The organism is Paenibacillus sp. 01T442 (assembly GCF_056398345.1).
This window is the reverse complement of record NZ_JBFTPF010000077.1, coordinates 1-22,686: the sequence shown is the minus strand read 5'-3', so window position 1 is coordinate 22,686 and position 22,686 is coordinate 1. Positions and strand designations below refer to the sequence as shown.

At 44.4% G+C, this 22,686-nt stretch carries 15 protein-coding genes; 14 read left to right on the top strand and 1 reads right to left on the bottom strand.

The annotated features are described in order from the left end of the window. A partial coding sequence (locus AC1DLM_RS29915; RefSeq protein WP_477572008.1) for an N-acetyltransferase family protein occupies positions 1-415 on the top strand: 415 nt, incomplete at its 5' end. Positions 416-580: 165 nt separating this feature from the next. Next, on the top strand, positions 581-1,045 hold the full coding sequence (locus AC1DLM_RS29910) for a Mur ligase domain-containing protein (RefSeq protein WP_477572009.1): 465 nt from the start codon (positions 581-583) through the stop codon (positions 1,043-1,045). 127 nt (positions 1,046-1,172) lie between these two features. On the opposite strand, the gene gpmA is transcribed toward AC1DLM_RS29910, so the two are convergent. Further along, a complete protein-coding gene (gpmA, locus tag AC1DLM_RS29905; RefSeq protein ID WP_477572007.1) occupies positions 1,173-1,946 on the bottom strand; it encodes a 2,3-diphosphoglycerate-dependent phosphoglycerate mutase in 774 nt (257 codons plus the stop codon). A gap of 306 nt (positions 1,947-2,252) precedes the next feature. On the opposite strand from gpmA, the gene AC1DLM_RS29900 reads away from it, so the two are divergent. The 12 genes from AC1DLM_RS29900 to AC1DLM_RS29845 all read left to right on the top strand — a co-directional run bounded on the left by AC1DLM_RS29900 (position 2,253) and on the right by AC1DLM_RS29845 (position 22,409). Continuing rightward, complete coding sequence (locus AC1DLM_RS29900; RefSeq protein ID WP_477572006.1) at positions 2,253-2,477, top strand: DUF896 domain-containing protein; 225 nt, start codon at positions 2,253-2,255, stop codon at positions 2,475-2,477. A gap of 162 nt (positions 2,478-2,639) precedes the next feature. Beyond that, positions 2,640-3,203: an NADPH-dependent FMN reductase gene (locus AC1DLM_RS29895; RefSeq protein WP_477572005.1), complete on the top strand. Its 564-nt coding sequence runs from the start codon at positions 2,640-2,642 to the stop codon at positions 3,201-3,203. Between the two features lie 38 nt (positions 3,204-3,241). Then, complete coding sequence (locus AC1DLM_RS29890) at positions 3,242-4,243, top strand: type I glyceraldehyde-3-phosphate dehydrogenase (protein WP_477572004.1); 1,002 nt, start codon at positions 3,242-3,244, stop codon at positions 4,241-4,243. A gap of 457 nt (positions 4,244-4,700) precedes the next feature. Beyond that, positions 4,701-5,111, top strand: coding sequence for a hypothetical protein (locus tag AC1DLM_RS29885; protein ID WP_477572003.1), 411 nt, complete (start codon positions 4,701-4,703; stop codon positions 5,109-5,111). 156 nt (positions 5,112-5,267) lie between these two features. Continuing rightward, positions 5,268-13,607: a glycoside hydrolase family 94 protein gene (locus AC1DLM_RS29880; protein WP_477572002.1), complete on the top strand. Its 8,340-nt coding sequence runs from the start codon at positions 5,268-5,270 to the stop codon at positions 13,605-13,607. Between the two features lie 418 nt (positions 13,608-14,025). Beyond that, positions 14,026-15,459 carry a PTS mannitol transporter subunit IIBC gene (locus tag AC1DLM_RS29875; RefSeq protein WP_477572001.1) on the top strand — a complete coding sequence of 478 codons (1,434 nt, stop codon included), beginning with the start codon at positions 14,026-14,028 and terminating at the stop codon, positions 15,457-15,459. Positions 15,460-15,524: 65 nt separating this feature from the next. After that, positions 15,525-17,564, top strand: coding sequence for a BglG family transcription antiterminator (locus tag AC1DLM_RS29870; RefSeq protein WP_477572000.1), 2,040 nt, complete (start codon positions 15,525-15,527; stop codon positions 17,562-17,564). Between the two features lie 24 nt (positions 17,565-17,588). Next, on the top strand, positions 17,589-18,026 hold the full coding sequence (locus AC1DLM_RS29865) for a PTS mannitol transporter subunit IIA (protein WP_477571999.1): 438 nt from the start codon (positions 17,589-17,591) through the stop codon (positions 18,024-18,026). Then, positions 18,023-19,180, top strand: a complete 1,158-nt coding sequence (locus AC1DLM_RS29860) for a mannitol-1-phosphate 5-dehydrogenase (RefSeq protein WP_477571998.1) — start codon at positions 18,023-18,025, stop codon at positions 19,178-19,180. Before AC1DLM_RS29865 ends, AC1DLM_RS29860 begins: the two co-directional genes overlap by 4 nt. A gap of 17 nt (positions 19,181-19,197) precedes the next feature. Further along, positions 19,198-20,937: a phosphoenolpyruvate--protein phosphotransferase gene (gene ptsP / locus AC1DLM_RS29855; RefSeq protein WP_477571997.1), complete on the top strand. Its 1,740-nt coding sequence runs from the start codon at positions 19,198-19,200 to the stop codon at positions 20,935-20,937. After that, on the top strand, positions 20,934-21,197 hold the full coding sequence (locus tag AC1DLM_RS29850) for an HPr family phosphocarrier protein (protein ID WP_477571996.1): 264 nt from the start codon (positions 20,934-20,936) through the stop codon (positions 21,195-21,197). Before ptsP ends, AC1DLM_RS29850 begins: the two co-directional genes overlap by 4 nt. A gap of 921 nt (positions 21,198-22,118) precedes the next feature. Next, the gene (locus AC1DLM_RS29845; protein WP_441991744.1) at positions 22,119-22,409 is read left to right on the top strand and encodes a hypothetical protein; all 291 of its coding nucleotides are present in this window, start codon (positions 22,119-22,121) and stop codon (positions 22,407-22,409) included. Positions 22,410-22,686: the final 277 nt, after the last annotated feature.

The following is a 22,686-nucleotide window of genomic DNA, read 5'->3' as shown; positions in this document are numbered from 1 at the left end:
GGGAGAAGCTTTCATTGATATACCTGGATTTGAAAAATTAATACATAAGGACACGATCAGCMCAAGAAACTTATTTTTGGTTGCTGTCGCTGATAAGCGTATTGTTGGCTTCTCGAGATGTGAAGGAACTTACCTCAAGAGATTCTCTCATAAAGTCGAATTTGGTGTATGTGTACTTAATGACTTTTGGGGACATGGGATTGGAAAAAATCTCTTAAAAGAGTCTATTGCTTGGGCTGACTCCAATGACATCAAAAAATTAACTCTAAATGTCTTGGAAACCAACACAAAAGCCATTGAACTGTATAAAAGGCTTGGCTTTGAAATCGAAGGTATATTAAAAAATGACAAAATTCTTTCTGACGGTGAATACTATAACACTATTGTTATGGGGAGATTCAATGACACCAAATGAAAGCTTGCTAAGCTAACTGGGAACGTTAGTTACATACACAACATGAGGCTGCCGGCATGACGACAGCCATTGCTCAACTATAGGGTGTGACTCTTTTAGCCGCGCAATAGGTCATCTAAGCCCTTTGATAATGATCTGGATGCATTCAAACACGGTTTGGAAGTAATGGAGGTTTGCGGGAACTCGGATATAGTTATCAGCGGTATTGCATATGATTCGCGAAAAGTAAGACAGGGGGACATATTTGTTTGCATTAAAGGTTTTTCAGTGGATGGACATAACTTTATAACTTCTGCGCTTCAAAACGGTGCAACAGCTCTTCTGGTCGAGCAAGAAACAAATGTCCCTGAAGGTATTACAGTAGTCAGGGTGAAAGACACTAGATATGCGATTGCATATATTTCGGATATTTTCTTTGGCCAGCCTTCAAATCGTCTTGACATTATCGGTGTGACAGGGACTAAAGGTAAGACTACAACGACGTTTATGATAAAATCCATACTTGAAGCTGCAAGACAAAAGGTTGGACTAAATGATACACTCGGGACGCGAATAGGAGATGAAATGATTCAAACAGAAAGAACAACTCCTGAGGCATATGACCTTCAGTATTACGGGCGGGATAGCTGAGATCATACGCAGGGAACCGTATTATAAGTAAGGGCAAGTTATATATCTTCCGCGCCTTGATTATAACCACTGTCGATCGCGACGTGCTGAATGGACGCGATCAATATCGCTTCTCCGAATGCGCCTCTCACTCGGACGGAAGCGGTGACTGCTCGACATTAATAATCGGGGGCATATGGGAAGGAATCGCTCCTTCCGGCATCTCGCCGTCAATGCCCAAGAAATAATGCCGGATCGGCGATAATTGCTCATTCAATTCGTACACGAGCGGGATGCCGGTCGGTATGTTCAAATCGGCGATCCCGTCGGCAGGGACTCGATCCAGATGCTTCACCAACGCCCGTAAAGTATTACCGTGAGCCGCAATGAGAATGTGATTGCCGGACGAGAGAGCGGGGCAGATTATCTCCTCCCAGTACTTTAACACTCTGCGCTCCGTATCATCGAGATTTTCCGTTAATGGAAATTCCMCTTCTTTTAAATTCCGGTAGCGTGGCGCGGACGCTTCGTATCGGGTATCGTTTTGATCCAATGCAKGCGGGCGAACGTCGACGGACCTGCGCCACAAGTGTACTTGCTCTTCTCCGTATTTCTCGGCCGTCTCGGCTTTGTTCAATCCTTGTAGGGCGCCGTAATGCCGCTCGTTCAGCATCCAGCTTTTGAATTCCGGAATCCACGTCAAATCCATTTCTTGAAGAATGATCCACATCGTCCGAATCGCACGCTTCAGAACGGATGTATGCGCTACGTCGAAGACGTAACCCTGCTTTCTCAGGATGATTCCAGCTTGTCTTGCTTCTTCTAGACCGTTCGGAGACAAATCCACATCTGTCCAKCCCGTAAATCGGTTCTCGAGATTCCATTCGCTCTGTCCGTGGCGAATCATTACTACTTTGATCATGCGGAATTCCCCTTGTATAAGGATAAGTTGCCCAACTCCATCATAGTTGCAGCTTTGGTGAAAGCAAATGACAGATACATAGGATAATGTGATTATATTTTACACGTATGAATGAAGATTATTTAATGAGGCACCGAGAAGGTTTGTTAAAGACCATCGGAGACTAGAACGCAGAACTATAGTTAAATCACCGAAGTCAAATTAATTGAAAGCAAGCTATTGACAGTTATCTTAAAATCATATATCTTTAAATTAAGATAAATTAATTTGAGATATTATCCAAACGACTTCAAGGAGGTAATGAGAATGATTCCAATTTTAAACCGTATCAATGAGCTGAGCAGAATTGAGCGCAGTTCAGGTCTATCTGATACTGAGAAAGCGGAACAAGCAGCGCTTCGGACGCAGTATTTACAGATTTTACGCGGACAACTATTAACAACGCTTCTGAACGTGTCTGTTATGGATGAAGTAGGGAACGATGTTACGCCTAAAAAGCTTATTGATAAAAAAGCAGCTAATGATCAATAATCCTTGTCATATATCTTAAATTTAAGAATATGTATTTTAAGATAATTTGTCAAATGATAATTAGCCAGGTTAATAGCCTAGGCACCTAAACTAATGCTTTCCCAACGCAAAGTAAGGAAAGTATTGTATGATTATATGAGAATGAATTCTGGAGGTTGGCTAATGTCAAAAAGAATAGGGATTATTGTAGGAAGTTTGAGGGAAAGTTCTTTTAATCAAATGATTGCGAATACAATCCCAGAACTTGTAGATTCCGCAGAATATGAATTCATATCGATTGCTAATCTACCCTTGTATAACGCAGATTTGGATCATGAAGAAGGGCCAGATCCAGTTAAGCATTATCGCGATGCGATTCAAAAGACGGATGGCATTATTATTGTTAGCCCGGAGTATAACTCAGGTATACCGGGAGTACTAAAAAATGCACTGGACTGGGCATCGACACCTACCAAAACAGCCGTCTTAATTCATAAGCCTGCAGGAGTGATAGGCGCAACACCTGGAGCAAAAGGGACGATTCTTTCGCAACAGCAAATCAGGCAAACGCTGGATGCCACCCAGTCCTATGTGATGCCGGCTCAAAAAATGTATATTTCTCAAATCACGGACAAGATTGATTCAAATACTCGTAAGCTCACGGATGATACGACTCGCAAATATTTGCAACGTTATGTTCAATCATTATTGCAATGGATTAACCAGGTAGAACGGCTTAATGAGTAGTAAGGATAATTTCTAATCTAATATATATGGAGGCTATTATGGGTAAAATTGCGCTTTTTGGATTTGGACGTATCGGAAGACAGCTCCTTCGGGCGGCGTTGCAACAAAATTTGTTTGTCCCCTTTTCCATCTCGGATATTAAAGACGAAGCTACGCTTGCCGCGCTTTTTGAAGTGGATACAAATTACAAGCGTTGGCATGAGAAAGTATCTGCTCAAAAAGGCGCAATCGTAATCGGCGACCGGGAGATTCGTTATTTGAATTCGGCCGATGAATTGCCGAATTGGGGTGAATTAGGGGTTGAATTGGTCATTGATTGTACCGGACGAGCCGTTACGCGATCAGTAGCTGAACTGCATTTGGAGCGAGGCGCCAAAAGGGTGCTTGTGAGCGGTCCGAGCAAAACCTTAGAAGATTGCGACGCAGTACTTCTTAAAGGAATAAACTTAGAAAACTTCGATCCGGAAAAGCATAAAATCATTAGCATGGCGAGTTGTACGACCAATGCGCTTGCACCGGTTGTCAAATTGGTCAGAGAAAACTATGGCATTCAATACGGATTATTCTCCACTGTACACTCGTATACGAACACGCAATCGTTGACGGATCAGCCGATGAAGGACCGCCGGGATTCATGGGCAGCAGCCGAGAATATCATTCCATCATCCTCAGGTGCAGCGAAGGCTCTGAAATTCATTTGGAATGACCTGCAAATCACGGGCAAAGCCTACCGTATCCCGACCCGTACCGGGAGCATCGCAGAACTTAATTTGATAACGGAAAAACGATGCACCGTTCAAGAGATTAACGATATGTTTCGAGAAGCTGCGAGAGAAGGCGAATTAAAGGGCGTTCTTGATGTTTTGGAAGGGGAATGGGCCTCGTCCCGCATCGTAGCTGATCCCCATTCTTCGATTATTGACTTGCCATTAACCCAAGTACAAGGTGAGCTAGTGTCTGTCGCTACTTGGTACGACAACGAATGGGGTTATGCTTCACGGTTGGCTGAAGTAGCCTCTTATCTTGTTGCAAAATCATAAGCTAGACGATTGATGATGAATTGGATGCATCTTAGGACGTATGGGCTGAGCCGAAGATGACGGCCAATACATTCTAAACAGGGAGCAGTTTGCCGCGGCAACTGCTCCCTGTTTTCGTTCAAGTAAAGGGCAGTATAGCAGAATATGGTAAACATTACAAATTAAGAAAAACAATAAATACACAAATGTGCTAATAAGAGATCGAAACAATCCAGCTTCTAGCTATTGCGGAGCTCGCGTCTGCAACTCGACGTTTGATAACCCTAAGTATTAAAGATGAGGCTTGCATATACGTGCGGCCTTTTTATTTTCGAAAAATCATGAAGGAGTGTTTTAATAATATGAATAACGTACTTCAGCAAGCACCAGTTAAAATAATAAATTGATTCTGAGAAGCTAATACTACTATCGCGATAGTAACTGTTATTCGATCAGCAGGTGAGAGGAGAGATTAATCATGTTACATTATTACTTTTCTGATAAAGCTCATATTTTTTGGGATGATGTGATTGAATCTGTAGTGATTCGCTGGAGTTATTTAGCTCATGAGGAAGATTTTCGCCTCCCCMTTAATAAATTAGTTGAACTTGCAGCGATAAAAAAGGCGAAAAAAGCATTATTCGATGAAAGCCATAGTCTGTTTATAGCAAAGGAGACACAATGGTTGTCTGACGAATGGTTTCCCAGATTATTAGACGCTGGCATAGAAATTATAGCTATCGTCTTTCCAGAGAAAACAGTTCCTAATATCGACGTAGGACAATCTATTGAAAAGAAAGATTCAACTGAATTGCTTTATCGTGAATTCGATAATATTCACAGTGCAGTCAGCTGGCTATCATCAGTACCGATAGGGTGCGTTAATTAGCAATTGAAATGACTTAAAAAGGTTTACAGTCATGCAAACATAAATTTTACTTATGATATTATACAAAACTGKGGATAATTTCATTGTCCCGGAATTCTCGTGATACCGGACGACAGTAAGACAAGAAATTGTATAAACTGATCTCCGGAGGGGCCAATGGTAAATAATACGGATAAAATTTGTCAAAGAGCGCGAGAACTTGCCTTACAGCATACGCCAATGTTAGTGCGAATCGATCCCAAATACATATGGAATCAATTTKAGAAAAACATAGAAAGTTTAAGGGATTTTGTTATATCGTTGCAAAACAGTCCCGCAAGTTGTGCCTTACCAGCGGAAGAATGGCTGCTTGATAATGCTGAATTTATTGAGGAACAAGCAATAGAAGTAAAAGCTAATTTTACCAACCGCTCTTTTGATTACTTACCTTCTCTTCAAAAGAAGGGTATGTTACGAATCCAGAGTCTTTGTGAGGATTATTTGGAGCAAGTTGACGGTATATTGGATGAGGAAACMCTTGTATCCTATATGAACGCATATCAAGAAGTATCGGCGTTGAAACTTGCTGAAACCTGTTCCATCTCACTCATACTAAGGATGTCTTTGATAGGAAGGCTATCTGAAACGATGGCACTTGTCCGGGAACGTCGAGAGGTTTGCGTAGAAGTTGAAAGGTTACTTTCAAGAATAGAACCTAGCAAGTTAAATCCAGAGACGATTAACGCAGTCTTAGAAGAAGTAGAGCAACAAGTACCGCTATCAGGTCCATGGATCGTCCATTTGATTAGTCACTTGCGGGAGTGGGCAGAGGATTCAGCGACAGTGCGGGAATGGTTAGTTTGCAAATTAGAGAATAGTTCTATTGATCTGGACCGCATTGTATCGTACGAGTATCAGCTTCAATCGTCCTTTCAGGTTAAGGCAGGTAATTTAATCAGCAGCTTGCGAAAAAATGAGCGTATGGATTGGAATAGCTTATTTGAACGCATTAGCTTGTTAGATCAAACGTTTCGTCATGATAGTACGGGTGACTATTCGCTTCTTGATTCTTATAGCAGGAACGAAATCCTTCATCGAGTTGAAAGATTAGCACACCGTATGCGCATACCCGAAAATTTGATCGCAAGACATGCAGTAGCTCTTTCGAAGGAAGAGCATGAACGGTGGAGTGAAAAAAAAGGGCAGGCAAATGACTTACCACGATCGACGTTTGTGGCTTATTTTTTATTTGAACCAGCTGGAATCAAGAAGTTAGAGCATGCCTTGCGATTATGCAGCAAAGCTAGACAAGTGCGTKGAATAGGTATTGCCAAAAGATCAACTGGTACCTATTTATCTCTGTTGATCGGACTGTTCATGCTTGCACTTATTGCCTTTGGTACTTGGATTGGCGGAACACGAGGCTTTACACCGGTAGGGTGGGTAGTTGTTTTACTTATGCTTTCCCTTCCTGTAAGCGAATGGGTCATTACTTGGCTCCACTTTGGCATTGAGAGAATGATACGCCCTCGGCCTTTGCTGCGTTATGATTTTTCAAACGGAGTACCTTCCAATGCAACCACGATGGTCGTCATTCCTGCCATATGGTCGACAACAGAGGAAGTAGAAGAACTTGTTGATCGTCTGGAAATTCATTATTTAGCCAACCGCGATCCGAACATACATTACGCTCTTTTGGGTGATTTTACTGATGCTGCGGAAGAAACGCTTCACAAAGACGAAGCGCTTGTTACTTTTACCAAAGAAAAAATTGCGATTCTCAACCGGATGTATGCGATCMCAGAAGGAGCAACCTTCCATTATTTCCAGCGCCGCAGAAAGTGGAACCCTGCTGAGGAAGTATTCATGGGATGGGAACGAAAACGCGGAAAATTGGTGGAATTCGTTGAGTTGCTGAAAGGGAGTAAGGTGACGAGTTTCGACTCTCTAATAGGTGATACGGAAGATCTACCGTCAATTCGCTACATAATAACCTTGGATTCGGATACACAGTTACCGATGGGAAGCGCACAGAGAATGATTGGTACGCTGCATCTTCCTTACAACAGACCACGCTTAAATCAAGCGCGAACTAGGGTCATTGAAGGATACGGAGTACTGCAGCCCCGGATTGGAACTAGTTATGAGTCAGCCATGCAATCGAGGCTTGCTTACATTTGTTCAGAGCCAGGATTGGACCCGTATGCCTTTGCCGCTTCAGATCCTTACCAGGATGCAATGGAGCAGGGAATTTTTACGGGAAAAGGAATTTTTGATRTGGATATATTTGCAGAGCTTTTATGCGAACGTATTCCTGAAAATACAGTGCTTAGCCACGATTTGCTTGAAGGCGGGTTTCTGCGGGCGGCTCTGCTATCAGATGTTGAACTGATCGATAACCACCCATCGAAGTTTCTTGCCTATCAGAAGCGAATGCACAGGTGGGTACGCGGAGATTGGCAGCTGCTTTGCTGGCTTTTCCCACGTGTATGCGACCGTCGGGGAACATTAAGGCCCGTTGATCTTTCCGCTATTACGCGTTGGCAAATGATCGATAACTTGCGTCGCAGCCTGCTTCCAATTGCCTATCTCGTCCTTTTGGCACTTGGTTTGAGTGTTCTGCCTGGGTCCGCAGTAAGTTGGTTTGTTTTTATTCTAGTAACGATGCTATTACCGATTATCCGGCAACTTTTTCACATGGAGACCTTCATTTGGCATCCCCGGAGGGCGTTGTCAACGGTTTTACACGTCTTAATGAATATCTTGACCTTACCATTCCAAAGTGCGGTTCTGCTCGATGCGATCGGGAAAACCCTATATAGACTGTCAATTAGCAAACGTCGTATGCTTGAATGGACAAGTTCTTCTCAAATTGAACGAAACAATAAGGGAAAACAACAGGCGTTGCTTCTAGGATCACGTGGCGGATATGCATTGATTATCCTCTTTGCCATAGCGGTAGCACTGCAGCAGGAAAGTGCGTTAAGATGGCTGGGTTTCACGCTTGGTTTAATTTGGGCATTAGCTCCTCTCGCTGTCCGCTGGCTGGACCAGCCAATTCCACATGATGAACTGCAATTCACACCTGTGGAAGAGGAACAAATGCGTGTGTTGGCTAAACAAATTTGGGCATTTTATGAGGATTATGCAGGGCCTAAGGATCACTTTCTGCCACCGGATAATGTGCAAATGGATCCTCCAAATGGCGTTGCGCATCGCACGTCTCCAACCAATATTGGTTTCTTGTTGACAGCTGCCTTAGCTGCTCGGGATTTCGGATTTATTGATACTCCCGAGCTTGTGGAGCGTTTAGAACGGACTGTGGGCACCGTCGAAAAGTTAGACAAATGGAACGGGCATCTATATAACTGGTACGATACCATTTCCCTTGATGTACTGCCGCCGGCCTATGTCTCAACAGTGGATTCGGGGAATTTCGTGGCTAGTTTGATGACAGTTAAGCAAGGATTAGCCCATTGGCTAAAGAATGATTTCACACGAAGCAAAAATCCATTTACGTCAAGTATTGCTGGCAATTCGGGCTTACAAGTTGAGTTTTCCGTTGAGCTCGATCAAACAAGTCCTGAAGAAGTGACATACATTGAAGTGGAAGATCCTCTTGCATTTAAAGAAGTGAAGAAAGACAAATACGCATCGCTTCAAATGACCTCTACCGATTGGTTAGAGCTCGGCTACAAGCTGATAGATCGTCTCGAAAGATTGATTGTAGAGACAGATTTCAGACCGCTTTATGATTATAAGGCCAAACTTTTCGTACTGGGTTTCCATGCGTCTTCGAACCAGCGGGATAACATTCTCTATGACCTCTTAGCTTCCGAGRCTAGACAGACAAGCTTTGTTGCGATTGCACTAGGGCAAATATCTGTATCCCATTGGAATGCGCTCGGCCGAACGGTAAAAAGGCAAGGGAATCAGATTTCTCTGGTTTCATGGTCCGGTACAATGTTTGAATACTTGATGCCAGGGCTGATTATGCGCACTTATCGGAACACGATCTGGGAAAGTACGTATCGAGGTGTCGTGAACCGACAAATCGAATATGCGCATGAACGGGGTGTCCCTTTCGGTATCTCGGAATCCGGTTATTACGCGTTTGATTATCAAATGAATTACCAATACCGGGCATTCGGTGTCCCAGGCCTAGGTTTCAAACGCGGTCTTGAGCAAGATTTGGTTCTGGCGCCGTATGCGACAGTCATGGCACTTCCTTTTGCCCTGAGTAAAGGCTTGAACGATTTGCAACGAATGGAGGAACTAGGCGCGCGCGGACAATATGGCTATTATGAGGCCATTGATTTTACCCCTGGACGTATGCCTGAAGGTGATACTTACAAGATCATTCGAAGTTTTATGGCACATCACCAAGGAATGAGTTTACTGACGCTTGCCAATGTATTGCTGCCGAGCAAAATGTATGATCATTTTCATCGCGATAAACGGGTGCAGGCTGCGGAACTCTTGTTACAAGAGCGGATTCCACCACGGAATACGATAATAAATCGTGAATTATCCGGTCAGTCACGAATCGAAAAACCGAAACCGGCTCATATAGCTCCTCTGCGGGAATATGACTCTGCCAATACGGCAGTACCGGAAATAAATATACATTCGAACGGGACACTTACCACGATGATCTCTAATAGCGGCAGCGGGTTCATACGGTTTGAAGGCATGGATGTAACCCGCTGGCGGGAAGACCCAGTGACGGACAACTGGGGAAGTTATATGTATATTCGGGATGTCATATCGGATAAAGTGTGGTCTCCGACTTTTCAACCATGTCGCTTGCCGTCAAATAAGCAACTGGCGCAGTTCGCACAAGATCGATCTACGTTCTTATGTGAAGATGGGGATGTGCACACGACACTTGAAATCTGTGTATCGCCTGATTCGAACGCAGAAGTTCGTCGTTTAACGATTGTCAATAAGGGGAGTGAAGCTCGGACTCTTGAGGTGACGACATTTCTCGAAATCGCATTAGCGCCTCATAATGCGGATAAAGCGCATCCAGCTTTTACTAAGCTATTTATTGAAACACAATTTGAAGCTGATGCAGAGTGCCTGCTTGCACGTAAGCGTCCTCGAGATGGTGGAGAAAAATCCGTATGGGCGTTCCACACGTTAACGACTGGCGGCAGGCCACTTGGACCGGTAGAATTTGAAACCGATCGTGCACGGTTTATTGGTAGGGGATATACGTTATCAAGACCTAATGGAATCGCAACCCGACTTGGCAGCACGGTTGGGTCGGTGGCTGATCCTGCATTTATCATGCGACGGCGATTAACGCTACAGGCTGGTGAACAAGTTGAATTGACAGCTCTAACTGGCGTAACAGAGTCGAAGGAGCAAGCAATAGATATTGTGCAGCAGTTGTCTCAGAAACAACAAATCGAACGATCTTTTCAGCTTGCTTGGACGAGGAGTCAAATTGAAGTTCAGCATTTACATATATCTATTGCCGATCTTGCTGTTTTTCAATTGCTTGCGGGTTGTACGTTGTACGCGGCACCATTACGCCCAGAGCGAGAGAGTAGTATTGCTGTTAATCAAAAGGGACAGCAGGGATTGTGGGCTTACGGGATATCAGGTGACTTGCCCATAGTCATAATACGGGTTTCAGATGCAGTAAATCTATCATTTATTAACAAKCTAATCATTGGATTTGAGTACTTGCGTCATAACAGGCTGTTCATCGATCTTGTGATTTTGAATGAATCTGTCGAGGGATATCAGCAGGATTTGCAGGAAGCCCTTCGGCGCATGGTCGAACAAATCATTAGCGGACAAGGATCAGGGCAAGGGGGCGTTCACGTATTGCCCGTCACTCAATTAGCAGATGGCGACAAGTCATTGTTGTATGCAGTATCCCGTATTGTGCTGCGAGCTGACGGTCCAAGTCTAAAGGCGCAATTAAAAGCATCTATTCCGAGCTACACTTCGGATGAGACGATTCTGATAACGGCACCACCAAACCACTTTGCTCCTGCAAAGGCTGTTGAAACGAATGATCTTCTCTTCTTCAACGGTTGGGGAGGTTTTACGGCAGATGGCCGCGAGTACCATATCGTTCTTAAAAACGGTAATTACCTGCCTTCACCATGGATTAACGTCATGGCTAACCCGAAATTCGGATGTATAACATCGGAACTGTACACAGGGTATACATGGTGGCGCAACAGCCGCGAATGTAAATTGACGCCATGGTCAAACGATCCTTCCATCGACCAACAAGGGGAAGTATGCTACTTACGAGACGAGGAAAGCATGGAATATTGGTCGTTGACACCAGCCCGCGAGCAGCTAACTTCCAGCTATAAGGTCGTATATGGTCGTGGGTATACGCGTTATCATCATGAAAGTCATGGTCTTCTGCAAGAAATGACCGTTTTCGTTCCACTGGACGATCCCGTTAAAGTGATCAAATTGCGATTGCAAAACACAACGTCCGAACAGCGGAAAATATCGGTCACTTATTATGCTGAATGGGTACTAGGTGTGCACCGTGAAGGGAATGCTTCTTTCATCGTCTCGGAATGGGATTCAGAGAATAAAGTACTAATGGCACGAAATACGTATCAAGAGAATTTCCGCGACGCAACCGCGTTTTTAACGATTCATCCGCAAATGGAAGCATCGGCAGAGTGGGAGAAGGGAAACCATCAGGAAGCTGCTAGTACAAATATGGACATGACATGGACATCGGATCGCTTGGAGTTTATTGGYCGGAACGGCAGTATTGATCATCCTGCTGTCATGAACCGACTTCACTTGTCAGGCACAACAGGGCCAACATACGAGGGCTGTGGAGCTATTCAAACCAAATTCGTAATTAAGCCTAATTCTGAACAAATTGTGTACATCCTACTAGGCTGTGAGGATTCTCGTGAAACCGCGGCGGAGCTTACACAGAAGTATCGTCAAACTCTTGTTTGCGATCAGGCATACGAGGATGTGATAAAGTTTTGGGATGATGCAATGGGCACGATTAGGGTCTCTACACCTTGTCCTGAGATGGATATCATGTTGAATAACTGGTTGCTATACCAGACACTTTCATGCCGGATGTGGGCGCGTTCTGCATTTTATCAAGCGGGTGGGGCTTACGGTTTCCGGGATCAACTGCAGGATTCACTAGCGTTGCTCCATAGTCGTCCTGACCTAACACGTGCGCAAATTTTACTTCACGCCAGCCACCAGTATGAAGAAGGCGATGTACAACATTGGTGGCATGAGGAAACGCACCGCGGTATCCGTACTCGCTTTTCTGATGATTTGTTGTGGCTACCCTATGCTGTGGTCAGGTACATGGAACATACCGAAGATGAGAGCATATTGAACGAAATCGTTCCGTATCTTCGAAGCGAGTCATTAAGTGAAAAGGAACATGAACGCTATGAGCCGACCGTGTTGTCCGAGCAAAGCGGTACGATCTTAGAACACTGCTTTCGTGCACTCGACCGAGGTTTACGGTTTGGTGAGCATGGGCTGCCGCTGATCGGAATAGGAGACTGGAACGACGGGATGAGTCGTGTTGGCGCTGAAGGACGAGGCGAAAGCGTGTGGCTCGGCTGGTTCTTGGGTCTTGTTTTGTATGGAATGGCTAATTTATGTGAACAACGCAGTGAGCACGAGCGGGCAGAAAATTACAGGCGGATACAGGACAAACTGGCAGATTCACTTAACGAAAAAGGGTGGGACGGCCAATGGTTCCGACGAGCATTCACCGATTCTGGAGAATGGCTTGGTTCCATCCATAATGCGGAGTGTCGAATTGATGCAATCGCACAATCATGGTCCGTCATTTCAGGTTTGTCGCAGGCAGACAAAGCGTTGCAGGCTATGCGTTCTTTTGATCGTGAGCTTGTAGATCGCAGCTTGTCGGTAGCGCATATTCTGTATCCACCGTTTGATCAAACGGATCCAAGTCCAGGTTACATTCAGGGTTATCCTCCGGGGATCCGTGAGAACGGAGGTCAATACACACACGGTGTAATCTGGAGCATCATTGCTTGGTGTGGGCTTGGTGAAGGAGACAAAGCTTTTGAACTATTCCACATGTTGAACCCTATCATGCATACGAAAACGTCATCTGAAGTTCGAAAATATGTGGGTGAGCCTTATGTCATGTCTGCTGACGTGTATACAGAGGAGCCTCATAAAGGTCGTGCTGGATGGACTTGGTATACAKGGGCGTCAGGTTGGATGTACCAAGCCGGCATTGAATGGATTCTCGGTCTGCGCCGTAGAGGAGAACGGTTGTTCATCTGCCCAAGTATACCAAGAGAATGGCCGGAGTTTGCCGTAATCTACCGTTTCGGAAAATCTGAGTACCACATTACTGTCACAAATGTATTACAAAAGTCCAGTGGACAAACAACGTTATCGATTGATGGAAAGGCAGCCGATATGAAAGAGTTCACTACCGAGGACGGTCCTTTCATCCTATTACATGACGATAGTGAAATCCACCAAATCTTACTGTCACTATATTAAATAATGGGTCCCAATCAACGTGATATGTTGAGATACATGTTTGGTTGCTGTAAATGATGATGAAGTTCAGTCTAGTCAAAAAGATGCTGTTAATGATTACTATCACAACACCAAAAAGGTGTCCTTACTAATTAAGCGTTTATAAACACGCATATTTGATTTGGTCGCTATGCTACGAAGAACTATAGTTCATGCACAACACAACGGCAGCCGGTATTCGATCGGCTGCCGTTAACCGTTAAAGTAACGGGAGGATAATGAAGTAATTCTATGGAATATAATGACCTTCTTCACTCCATCGGCAGGTTAAAATGATGTCAACATTATTCATGACGAAAAGACATTTTGATTTGATTGAATATGTAAGCGCTTTTGCATTACGATAAGAACATGAAATAAACAAAGGGAGGTTATCCTAATGAGTGCGAGTGCTGCACAAAAGCAAGCATCTTCCGGTGGAATCCGGGTGAAAGTACAAGGTTTCGGTCGTTTCTTAAGCGGCATGGTGATGCCGAATATTGGGGCATTTATCGCTTGGGGACTGATTACGGCTTTATTTATTCCTACTGGCTGGATTCCAAATGAATATTTGGCTAAGCTCGTAGGTCCAATGATTACTTATTTACTTCCGCTCCTAATCGGGTATACGGGAGGGACGATGGTTCACGGAACGCGCGGCGGTGTCATCGCTGCCGTAACGACAATGKGGGTCGTCATTGGAACCGACATCCMGATGTTCATGGGGGCAATGATCGTAGGTCCGTTTGCCGCGTGGGTACTCAAGCAGTTCGATAAGTCGATTGAGGGTAAAATTAAATCAGGCTTCGAAATGCTCGTCAACAATTTCTCATCCGGTATCATAGGGGCAATTCTTGCTGTTCTGGCTTACAGCGTTGTTGGCCCTGCGGTACAGGTTGTGAGCAAAGCCCTTGCTTCCGGGGTGCAAGCTTTAGTCAATGCAGGCTTGCTTCCGCTAGCCAACGTACTGATTGAACCGGGAAAAGTGCTTTTCTTGAACAATGCGATTAATCACGGTGTACTGAGTCCTATTGCGCTGGATCAAGCTTCCAAAACAGGGAAGTCGATCTTATTCATGCTCGAGTCGAATCCGGGTCCGGGACTTGGCATCCTGCTTGCATATTGGGTAGTGGGACGTGGTGCAGCGAAACTCTCCGCTCCGGGTGCTGCCATTATTCATTTCTTTGGCGGGATTCATGAAATCTATTTCCCCTACATTCTGATGAATCCGCGTCTCATTCTTGCTGTAATTGCAGGCGGCGTGACGGGAACGTTCACGTTTTCCCTTTTCAATGCGGGTCTAGTTGCACCACCTTCACCTGGAAGCATTTTTGCTTACATCGCTATGGCTCCGAAAGGTGGTATGCTGCAGATTTTCACTGGCGTAATCACTTCTACGATTGTCTCTTTCGCGGTTGGCGCTTTGCTGTTGAAAACATCGAAGCAAACGGAAAGCGAGGATTTGGAACAAGCTACAGCAAGAATGAAAGAAATGAAGCAAGCCCCAGCGGCTGCAGCAGCAGAACAACAAGTGGCTAGTTCCACATCGAAACCGGCAGCAGACGTACAGAAAATCGTGTTCTCTTGTGATGCAGGCATGGGTTCAAGCGCAATGGGAGCTTCTATTTTAAGAAAGAAATTGAAAGAAGCGGCTGTCGACGTCACGGTCGTCAACACCGCAATCAGTGAAATTCCTTCTGATGCAGATATCGTTATCACACATAAATCCTTAACGGATCGAGCACGTAATAAAGCTCCGCAAGCTGAACATATTTCGATCGAGAATTTCATGAAAAGTCCGGAATATGATGAACTTGTAAAGCGATTGAGCTAAATACCCCCATCTAACGCTGGCACTTTGCCGGCGTTATCTCCATTTTTTTCGTGAGGAGAATAATCATGAGCCTCTCCAACAGGCACCGTCAAATACTTGAGCTGTTAATGAATCAAATGGATGATATTACAGCAGGGGAAATCGCTGCCGAAATCAATGTAAGTACCAGGACCGTTCATAGAGAACTATCCGAGCTGGAGATGATCTTGGCAGCGTTTGGATTAGGATTGCAAAAGAAATCGGGTAAAGGCATTCAACTCCAAGCGGAGCCTGAGAAACTTGAAGCGTTTCGACGCATGCTGTATGGCCGGATGACAGTAGAATATTCAGCAGAAGATCGAAGGCTGATGCTGCTTTGTACACTTCTGAAGGAAGATGAGCCCGTCAAGCTATTCACCTTGGCGCATGATTTAGCTGTAACGGTTCCGACGATCACCCACGATCTCGATGAGCTGGAAAGCTGGGTCAAGAAGTCTAATCTGACCCTTGTGCGCAAAAGAGGCTATGGCGTTGAATTGAGCGGTACGGAGGGGAATAAACGCAGGATGATCGCTCAACTTGCCAAAAATGGTCTTGATGAATCGGATCTATTTGGTAAAAGCGTCGTCTCGCACTCCTTGGTAACGCAGCGCCTGCTAGAGCTGATAGGCAAAGAAAACTTTACGAAGGTAGAAGCCGCCTTGTGGGATGCCGAAGATGAGGGCTTAAGCGAGTTATCCGAGGCGGATTATACGCATCTGCTCATTCAGCTGTCGATTGCTATTGCCAGAATTCAGTTAGGCAGACAAATTGAAAATCATCCTGAACATCATTCGCTTGGTCAAAGCAAGCTGCTGAACCATACCATTGATCAGCTGACAAATGTCATTCCGATAACCTTATCGATATCTGAAATTTCCTACATGGCCGACCTGCTCAAACCCAAATCAAATCCGCATCMTAATCAGCTGCTACCCATAGATGAGTTAAGCTATATGGGAATGGTGCGGAAGCTGATCCGCAGGATGGAAAGCAGTCTGGGAGTGCCTTTCAGTGACGATCGTTCCTTACGGGAAGGGTTGCTCACCCATTTGGAGTCAGCGATTAAGCGGCTTCTCGCAGGAGCGACGATTCGCAATCCGCTGTTGACACAAATTAAAAAAGATTATGAAATCCTGTTCGATGCCATTAGGCAGTCGGTTAATACAACCATCACGGAAATTGCGATACCGGATGAAGAAGTAGGTTTTCTGGTTATGCATTTCGGTGCTTCGATTGAGAGACAGAAACAATTCAAACGTAATGTGAGGGCTATTTTAGTCTGCACAAGCGGTATAGGAACGTCCAAAATGTTGGCTGTACGCCTGACGAAGGAGCTTCCGCAAATCGATATCATCGGTCATGCTTCATGGTTTGAAGCAGCGCGTATTCCTGAGAAGGAATACGATTTGATTATATCGACCATAGATTTACCGCTCAAGCCCGATCAATATATGAAGTTGAGTCCGCTATTAACGAGAGATGAAGCTGAGAAGCTAAGGCTTTTTATTCAAAACGTGACTCTGCAAAAAGAGTCTGGTAAATCCAGCCCGTCGCAGCCGGAATTAGATTCCACAGATAGATTGCATCGAACGCAGCTCTACATTAATGAAATTGTTAACATTATTGATCCATTTATGGTGTATCACATTGAGCAAGTTTTTACAGGTTTAGAAGAGACACTGAAGGTTATATGCGGTTATGTCAGACAATCTGGAGTAATTGAAGATGTAGAGCCTATCGTTGACCTTCTGCTTGCAAGGGAAAAGTTGAGCACTCAGGTGATCCCTGATACAGGTCTTGCGCTTTTTCACATTAGAAGTGAGCAGGTAAAGAAGCCTTCCTTCACGTTGTTTCGATTAACAGAAGACTTGCCGTTAGAACGTGGAATGAAATCAGACGTGAGACAACTGCTGCTTATGCTCGGTCCTCAGGAGCTTTCCAAGGAAAGCTTGGAGGTGCTTAGTGAGATAAGCTCTTTCCTTTTGATTCCTGAGATGATCGAACTATTGAAATCGGGCAGCCAGACGGAGATCAAGCATTATTTATCCCAAGAGCTTGCTATTTTTCTAGAAAATAAAAAATAAATCGGATATGGGGAGAGATCAATAATGAATATCTTATCAATCAAAAAAGTAAAACTGAATGCGAAACCAAAAGATAAATTCGACGCGATTCGAATGGCCGGGCAATTATTAGTAGACGCCGGTCATGCATCAGCCGCTTACATCGATAAAATGCTGGAGAGAGAGCAAACCTTATCCACCTATATGGGTAATGGTCTGGCTATTCCCCACGGTACGCAGGATTCCAAATTCTTAATTGTCTCAACAGGACTGTCCATTGTTCAAATTCCAGACGGTGTGGATTTCGGGGATGGGGAGAAGGCTACCTTGGTAATTGGGATTGCAGCCGCGGGAAATGATCATCTGGATATTTTGACAAATGTTGCGATGGTTTGCTCCGAAGACGAGAATGTCGAAATGATTATGAAAGCATCGACGCCAGAGGAAATGGTGAAGATTTTTGAAAGCGGGATGGAATCATGAAGGCAGTTCATTTTGGGGCAGGAAATATCGGAAGAGGATTCATTGGTTTAATTTTGTCCCAAGCCGGTTATGAGGTGACCTTCTCAGATGTGAATGATAGCTTGGTTGAGCTGCTGCAGGAGAGAAAATCCTATACGGTTCGTTTGGCAAATGAAGCGCAAGAGACCTTCACGGTTTCAGGTGTTACGGCAATCAACGGTAAACATTTAGAGGACGTTGCTGAAGCTGTTGCACAGGCGGATTTGGTGACAACAGCCGTGGGCGTTAATATACTGAAGCATATTGCAGGCGGAATTGCCAAAGGGATCGAACTGAGGATCGAACGAGGAGCGGCGCCGCTTCACATCATCGCATGTGAGAATGCAATTGGTGGAAGTACACTGCTCAAAGAGCATGTATATGCTTTGTTAGGAGAAGAATATCGTGCGAAAGCGGTTGCTACTGTCGCTTTTCCCGATGCTGCTGTGGATCGAATCGTTCCACTTCAGCATAACGAAGATCCGCTTCAAGTTACCGTTGAGCCATTCTTTGAATGGGTTGTGGATGAATCACAAATGATGGAGGACTTCTCCCGGATTGAAGGCATCCATTATGTGAAGCATCTCGAACCCTACATCGAGCGCAAGCTGTTTACGGTAAATACAGGGCACTGCAGCGCCGCTTATCTTGGGTATCTACAAGGCTTTGTGACGATTCAAGAAGCAATGGCAAACACGCAAATTGCCTCATTGGTTCGGCATGTTATGCAAGAGACCGGATCCCTGCTGATCAAGAAGCATGGCTTTGAGCTTGCTCAACATGAGGTTTACATCGATAAAATTATAAACCGATTTATTAATCCTTATCTGACTGATGAAGTGGCACGTGTAGGGAGATCGCCGATTCGTAAATTATCCGCCAATGATCGGCTAGTCAGACCCGCTTTACAGGCTTATGAACTAGGTATGTCCCCTACTTATTTAACCATGGTGATGGCTGCTGCATTCTTATTTCATGATTCGGCGGATCCTGAAGCTGTTGAAATTCAAGCTGATTTGCGAGATATTGGCATTACACAAGCCATTTCCAAGTATACGACCATTGATAAAGACCACCCGATTCACCAGTTCATCCTGACCCACTATGAGCAATTCAAACAAACTGCGGTTTCTTAAGAAAGGGGAGTTCCCTCATGGCTAAAATGTTAACCCGACGTCTATCCGGCATTGCTGCTTCCCCCGGCATTGCGCTGGCAAAAGCTTTTCGAATAAATAATGACCATTACGTGCCTGTAGCTGGAAAGGCGGTCGATAGGGATCTAGAGATACATCGTTTCCGTAATGCTGTGGAAGAAGCCAAACAAGAGTTGGTAGAGATCAAAGATTTGACCGAACAGCGGATGGGTGCGGCAAAAGCGGAAATTTTCGAGGCCCACCTCATGTTACTGGAAGATCCTGATTATATAGATGCCATTATTGAAGGTATTAAAGACGAAGGCATGAATGCTGAATTCAAGCTGCATGAAGTTGCTAACAGCTTCATTGAAGTGCTCAGCGCCATGGATAATGAACTGCTCCGTGAGCGTGCGGTTGATGTCCGCGACATCACAGGACGTATTATGAGTAAGCTTCGAGGTGTATCGTTTGAAGCCATCGCGGCTATTAATGAGCCCTGCATTGTGATCGCTGAAGATTTGACGCCATCGGATACAGCACAATTAAATCTCGACTATGTGCTTGGATTTGTTACTGAGGTCGGCAGCCGTACTTCGCATTCTGCGATCATGGCTCGCTCCCTTGAGGTGCCTGCCGTCGTTGGTGCAGGAGAAATCGCAGCTGAGATCGTCACGGGGACAATGATAATTATTGATGCTATCGAGGGTGCTGTGCTCATTGCTCCAAATGAACAAGAGGTCGAGACGTATCAGGCTCGTAAAGCGTACTATGACCAGCGTAAAGCCCAGCTGCGCAAGCTGCTGGATCAGCCGACCCTATCAGCAGACGGACATCGAGTAGAACTTGCGGCCAACATCGGAAGTGTGGAAGATCTGCAGAAGGTGCTGGCTAACGGAGCGGAAGGGATTGGTTTATTCCGGACTGAATTCCTATATATGGGTCGCAAAACTCTGCCTAGTGAAGAAGAGCAGTTTCAGGTTTACAAACATGTATTGGAGCGTATGGACAATAAACCAGTAGTCATACGAACCCTTGATATCGGTGGAGATAAAGAACTGCCATACATGAAGCTTCCCGCAGAAAGCAACCCATTTCTTGGCTTACGTGCGGTAAGGCTGTGTTTGAATCAAAAGGATCTCTTTCGTACGCAGTTAAGAGCGCTTCTGCGAGCAAGCAGCTATGGACAATTAAAGATTATGTTCCMCATGATTGCGGTTGTGGAGGAATTACAAGCGGCCAAACAATTGCTTCTGGAGGAGAAAGCCAAGCTTATACAAGAAGGCATTCCTGTATCAGACCTCATAGAGGTCGGCATTATGATTGAAGTGCCGGCAGCGGCGTTAGCGGCGGATTTCTTAGCCAAAGAAGTCGATTTCTTTAGTATCGGAACGAATGATCTGATTCAATATACGATGGCTGCTGATCGGATGAACGAAACGGTTTCTTATTTGTATCAACCTTGTCATCCATCCATTCTTCGGTTAATACAGATGGTCATTCAAGCTGCGAACAAGGAAGGCAAATGGGTTGGTATGTGTGGAGAAATGGCCGGAGATGAAAGAGCGATTCCGATTTTGCTCGGTATGGGACTCCATGAATTCAGCATGAGTGCCAGCTCGATTTTGCCGGCCAGAGCATTATTGAAAGAAATCTCATATCAGGAGTGGGCAAGCTACACGCAGCAGATTTTAGCAATGAGTAGTCAAGCCCAAATCAACCAATTTGTAGAACAGAAGACAAGGAGTGATCTAACATGATATCTCAAACATTTACCGTCCTAAATCCATCGGGTTTTCATGCGCGCCCCACAAAAGTGTTCGTTCAAAAGGTAGGCAAATTTCCCTGCAAAGTGAATGTAATCAAGGGAGAGAAAAAGGTCAATGGCAAAAGCTCGCTGAGTATGTTGACGCTTGGCATTCAACAGAACGATGAAGTGACGCTGGAAGTGGACGGCGAGCAAGAGGAGCAAGCCATTCAAGAGCTTGGAGCGCTGCTGATTCATATTTTTGAAGAATAAGCAAGTCGTGTAAATAAATAGAGCCAGCAAGTAGATGCCGCTTTAACGGGGCGCAAGCTTGTTGGCTTCTTTTAATCACTTCGAACGTTCCATTCACCGGATACCCAAACACGGTGGACTTCCAGCGGAGTACATCGGGATTAGACAGATGCATAATCTCCTTAAGGAAGGCGGGCTGATCCAAATCGTTGTAACGTCCTGTCGCTCGTTCCAAGTTCCCTTGCCACTACTTGTATATCGAGGCGACCCGGAGCTAAGCTGCGTTTCAGGATCGCGATGTGAGACATAGCGGTCAATTTGCTTTTTCTGTGACTATGACTATGGTGCTTATAATGTTTTCCAATCTGGGCACGTTCAACTTGGAAAACATGGTGGTCTTTGGAACCTAGATTAACAACAACGTTTATACTTTTCTTTATCTATCGTAAATAAGAAAACCTTTCCAGATAGCCCTTGAGGTCACCATCACACACACAACAACACGGTTAAAAATGTCGGATAACAAGAACATTGTCCGAATTTCTTCCTCCTCCTCCCCTAATATAATTGTCGGGTGACAAGAACATTATCTCATTAGAGGCCGCGTAAATCGCGGCTTTTTTGTTTTATGGGATAGGGTCGGAGACTTTTTTGCTGGCCATCCGATCGGTTGCCTTTAACGGGCAGTTTAACTGGGGTGGTGGGGCACTCGAGAGCTCGTAGGGTTCGTTTTTTTTTATTTCCTAAAACTAATACACAATTTTTGATAAGCATGCTATTCTAGTAAGGTATATATTACAATTCGAGTGATCTCGTCTAAGTGACCCACTTTGCATCGGTCGCTTCTGCGTTAAAGTTACGATTTAAAACTTTATCGTCTTCTTGTTGCTGAGTGGAAAGGCGAATAATCATAATAGAAAAAAAGAAAGGATGTGCAGATTCTTGTCTTATGTGACACCAGCGCAAGATGTATACTATAATGATTTAAATATTTTCACTGCATATAAAATCTATGAGATTGTGAAAGAAAACCAAGATACTATTTTATTAATGAATGATAAAGGAGAAATAGATGAACTACATAAATCATTGATTCATGGAAGGTATCCCACTTATAAAATGGCTGTCATTCATAACAATCTTTTTCTTTGGATATGTTTTAAATTTATTGAAACAATCCGCAAAACAATTGTGCAAAGAAAGCGAATAATTAAAATTAAAACATTTAAGTAAAATAACCCTTTATAAATGATTGCTCTTTATAGAAGGGATTAACCCCATAGAGAAGTTAAGTGAGTGTAACAAGATTGAAATCTTATTTTCATGTGGCATTAATGAATCAAGCCTAAAATTCGCCCCCCTTTTTAAATATAAAACTTAGACCCGTAGCCTGTTGCTGGGGGTTTCTTTTTGCTATTCAACGAATTAATCGTAATTCAAAGACTTGTGTATAAAATTACATGTTCTAAGGGAAAATACCAAGAAAATCCAAGTAGGAGTAGTTATGCCT

Excerpts from the sequence above, each read along its gene's own strand:
- AC1DLM_RS29865 (WP_477571999.1), top strand. The coding sequence starts at position 17,589 with ATGAATATCTTATCAATCAAAAAAGTAAAACTGAATGCGAAACCAAAA.
- AC1DLM_RS29900 (WP_477572006.1), top strand. The coding sequence starts at position 2,253 with ATGATTCCAATTTTAAACCGTATCAATGAGCTGAGCAGAATTGAGCGC.
- AC1DLM_RS29910 (WP_477572009.1), top strand. The coding sequence starts at position 581 with ATGGAGGTTTGCGGGAACTCGGATATAGTTATCAGCGGTATTGCATAT.
- AC1DLM_RS29850 (WP_477571996.1), top strand. The coding sequence starts at position 20,934 with ATGATATCTCAAACATTTACCGTCCTAAATCCATCGGGTTTTCATGCG.
- AC1DLM_RS29860 (WP_477571998.1), top strand. The coding sequence starts at position 18,023 with ATGAAGGCAGTTCATTTTGGGGCAGGAAATATCGGAAGAGGATTCATT.
- AC1DLM_RS29890 (WP_477572004.1), top strand. The coding sequence starts at position 3,242 with ATGGGTAAAATTGCGCTTTTTGGATTTGGACGTATCGGAAGACAGCTC.
- AC1DLM_RS29895 (WP_477572005.1), top strand. The coding sequence starts at position 2,640 with ATGTCAAAAAGAATAGGGATTATTGTAGGAAGTTTGAGGGAAAGTTCT.